At 64.9% G+C, this 3,410-nt stretch carries 5 protein-coding genes; all 5 read left to right on the top strand.

The annotated features are described in order from the left end of the window. Nucleotides 1–184 (top strand): PepSY domain-containing protein (locus QZ847_RS06985; RefSeq protein WP_294354724.1); only part of this gene is annotated, 184 nt, incomplete at its 5' end. Between the two features lie 187 nt (nucleotides 185–371). After that, nucleotides 372–704, top strand: a complete 333-nt coding sequence (locus tag QZ847_RS06980; RefSeq protein WP_058751559.1) for a metalloregulator ArsR/SmtB family transcription factor — start codon at nucleotides 372–374, stop codon at nucleotides 702–704. Between the two features lie 14 nt (nucleotides 705–718). Further along, nucleotides 719–1,159 carry an arsenate reductase (glutaredoxin) gene (gene arsC / locus QZ847_RS06975; protein ID WP_058751560.1) on the top strand — a complete coding sequence of 147 codons (441 nt, stop codon included), beginning with the start codon at nucleotides 719–721 and terminating at the stop codon, nucleotides 1,157–1,159. Continuing rightward, nucleotides 1,159–2,445: an arsenic transporter gene (locus QZ847_RS06970; protein WP_294354722.1), complete on the top strand. Its 1,287-nt coding sequence runs from the start codon at nucleotides 1,159–1,161 to the stop codon at nucleotides 2,443–2,445. Before arsC ends, QZ847_RS06970 begins: the two co-directional genes overlap by 1 nt. Then, on the top strand, nucleotides 2,445–3,191 hold the full coding sequence (gene arsH / locus QZ847_RS06965; RefSeq protein ID WP_294354719.1) for an arsenical resistance protein ArsH: 747 nt from the start codon (nucleotides 2,445–2,447) through the stop codon (nucleotides 3,189–3,191). Before QZ847_RS06970 ends, arsH begins: the two co-directional genes overlap by 1 nt. Nucleotides 3,192–3,410: the final 219 nt, after the last annotated feature.

Genomic DNA, 3,410 nt, shown 5'->3' with positions numbered 1-3,410 from the left:
TGATGTTCGCCGGGCCGGCACCGGCACCGCCTTGGCGAGCTGGGTCCGCACACTACACGACGGCACGGTGGGCGGGGTGGCGACCCGCATCCTCGCGGTGTTGATCGGCTTCGTCCCGACGATCCTGATGGCGACAGGCATCCTTCATTGGCTTCGCCGGCGAAAGGCTGCACGCACGGTTTGACTGGCTTGGCACCAGCTTTCCTAATCAGGAACGGCTGCGAGACCGCCGCGGCGTTTTCACTCGGGATCGCCAAACGGATCGATAGCGGCCCTCATGGAAGTATATCGCGGGGTGAATGGCGAGACACCAAATTCACGAATAAGCAAGCGAGAGTAGTGCTGCCTCATATATCTGCTATGCTGGATATATGGAAAATGATTCGGCTATCGTTGCGCTTGGGGCGTTGGCGCAGGGAACGCGCCTGGATGTGTTCCGTCTGCTGGTGCGCCACGAACCCGATGGCATGGCAGCCGGCGAAATAGCCCGTCAGCTCGACGTTCCGCAAAACACCATGTCCGCGCATCTCGGCATCCTTGCTCGCGCCGGCCTGGTCCGATCAGAACGCCATAGCCGATCAATCATCTACCGCGCTGACCTCGACGGCCTGCGAGCGCTGACCCTGTTCCTCGTCAAGGACTGCTGCGCCGGCTCGCCCGAACTGTGCGCCCCGCTCATCGCCGAACTCGCTCCCTGCTGCTGAAAGGACACCCGGAAATGACCGACAATGCGCCCGTCGATGTCATCATCTATCACAACCCCGAGTGCGGCACGTCGCGCAACGCGCTGGCGATGATCCGCAACGCCGGCATCGAGCCGCATGTCGTCGAGTATCTGAAAACGCCGCCCTCTCGCGCGCTGCTGGCAGAGCTGATCGACCGTGCCGGGATCACCCCGCGCGACCTGCTGCGCGAGAAGGGGACGCCCTACGCCGAGTTGGGCTTGGGCGACACGTCGCTGTCCGACGACGCACTGGTGGACGCGATGATGGCGCATCCGATCCTCATCAACCGGCCGCTGGTCGTCTCGCCGCTCGGCGTCAAGCTGTGCCGGCCATCCGAAGCCGTCCTCGATATGCTCCCGACCGGGCAGCGCGGCGCGTTTGCCAAGGAAGACGGGGAACAGGTGGTCGATGCTTCGGGCCAGCGCGTCGCCTGATGCTCCTTGCCGTCCTGATCTTCGTGACGACGATCGCGCTCGTCATCTGGCAACCCAAGGGCCTCGGCATCGGGTGGAGCGCGATGGGCGGGGCCGTTGTGGCGCTACTCGCAGGCGTCGTCACGCTGTCCGACGTGCCGGTGGTTTGGGGCATCGTCTGGAACGCGACGGCCGCGTTCGTCGCGATCATCGTCATCAGCCTGCTACTCGATGAAGCAGGGTTCTTCGAGTGGGCGGCGCTGCACGTCGCGCGCTGGGGCGGGGGGCATGGTCGCCGGCTGTTCGTCCTGATCGTGCTGCTCGGCGCAGGCATGTCCGCGCTGTTCGCCAATGACGGCGCGGCGCTGATTCTGACGCCGATCGCCATCGCCATGCTGCGGGCGCTCGGGTTCAAGGATAAGGCGACGCTGGCATTCGTCATGGCGGCCGGGTTCATCGCCGACACCGCCAGCCTGCCGCTGGTCGTGTCGAACCTCGTCAACATCGTGTCGGCCGACTTCTTCCGCGTCGGGTTCGGTGAGTATGCGGCCGTGATGGTGCCGGTCGATCTAGTGTCGATCGCCGCCACGCTGGGCGCGCTGTTGCTCTTCTTCCGGCGCGACATACCGCAGGATTACGATGTGGCGGCGCTGCGTGCCCCTGATGCCGCGATCCGGGACGCCGCAACGTTCCGCGCCGGATGGATCGTGCTCGCCCTGCTGCTCGCCGGCTTCTTCCTGCTCGAACCGCTCGGCGTGCCGGTCAGCGCCGTGGCCGCTGCCGGTGCGGTCCTGCTGCTGGTGATCGCAGGGAGGGGCCACGTGATCCCAACGGCCAAGGTGCTGCGCGGCGCGCCGTGGCAGGTCGTGATCTTCTCGCTCGGCATGTACATGGTTGTTTATGGCCTGCGGAATGCCGGCTTGACCGATCATCTGGCGACACTGCTCGATCGCACCGCGCGAGGCGGCGTGTGGAGCGCGGCGCTGGGTACGGGGGTGATAGCGGCCGTCCTGTCGTCGGTGATGAACAACATGCCGACCGTGCTGGTGGGCGCGCTGTCGATCGACGCCGCGCAAGCGACAGGGGCGGTCAAGGAAGCGATGATTTACGCCAACGTGATCGGCTGCGACCTCGGCCCCAAGCTGACGCCGATCGGCTCGCTCGCCACGCTGCTGTGGCTGCATGTCCTGGGGCAAAAGGGCGTCAGGATCGGATGGGGCTATTATTTCCGCGTTGGCGCCACGCTGACTGTGCCTGTCCTGCTCATCACGCTGGCGGCGCTTGCGCTGCGAATTGGGATTGCCTGATGCCTCTCCGCGACCTTGCCGACCCCGACCATCTGCCCGCACTGGACCGGCGCTATGCGCGCGACCGGCCCGCTCTCGGGCTGGGCGCTGGCGATCCGCCGCCCCGCATCCTGCTTCTCTACGGATCGCTGCGGGAGCGGTCTTACTCGCGCCTGTGTATCGAGGAGGCGGCGCGACTGCTCCGTTTCTTCGGCTGCGAAACGCGCATCTTCGATCCCGCGACGCTGCCGCTACCCGACCAGCATGCTGGCGACGATCATCCGGCCGTCCATGAGCTGCGCGAACTATCGATGTGGTCGGAAGGGCAGGTGTGGTGCAGCCCCGAACGCCACGGCCAGATTACCGGCATCATGAAGCTGCAAATCGATCATCTGCCGCTCAGCATGGGCGGGATGCGCCCGACGCAGGGCCGCACGCTAGCGGTCATGCAGGTGTCGGCGGGATCGCAGTCGTTCAACAGCGTCAATACGCTGCGCGTGCTGGGCCGTTGGATGCGGATGGTGACGATCCCCAACCAGTCGTCGGTCGCCAAGGCGTTCGCGGAGTTCGATGATACAGGACGCATGAAACCGTCGAGCTATTACGACCGGATCGTGGACGTAATGGAGGAGCTGGTGCGCTTCACCGTCCTGTTGCGCCCGCATACCGCGCAACTGGTCGATCGCTATTCGGAGCGAAAGGAAGCCGGGGTGCCGATCGACACCGCTACGGACCTGTCCAGCACCGCGACCACGCCGCAACCCTAACGGCGTTCCCGATTGGGATTGGCCAACGAGACGGCTAGGGCATTCCCATTGGGATCGAGAATCGGGAATGCGCGACCTTCAAGCCGCAGTTTTGAGCTGCCCCCTTCTGAGTGGTCCATCGACTATGACAGTCTGGATCAAGGAAGGGACGACGCATGCCTGCCAAGAAGCACAAGCCTGAGGAGATCATCGGGAAGCTGCGTGAGGTCGAGATCATGC

It is taken from the genome of uncultured Sphingomonas sp. (assembly GCF_913778135.1).
Taxonomy (GTDB): Bacteria; Pseudomonadota; Alphaproteobacteria; order Sphingomonadales; family Sphingomonadaceae; genus Sphingomonas.
Note: the sequence above shows the minus strand (reverse complement) of the source record. Positions and strands in the feature narration are given on the sequence as shown.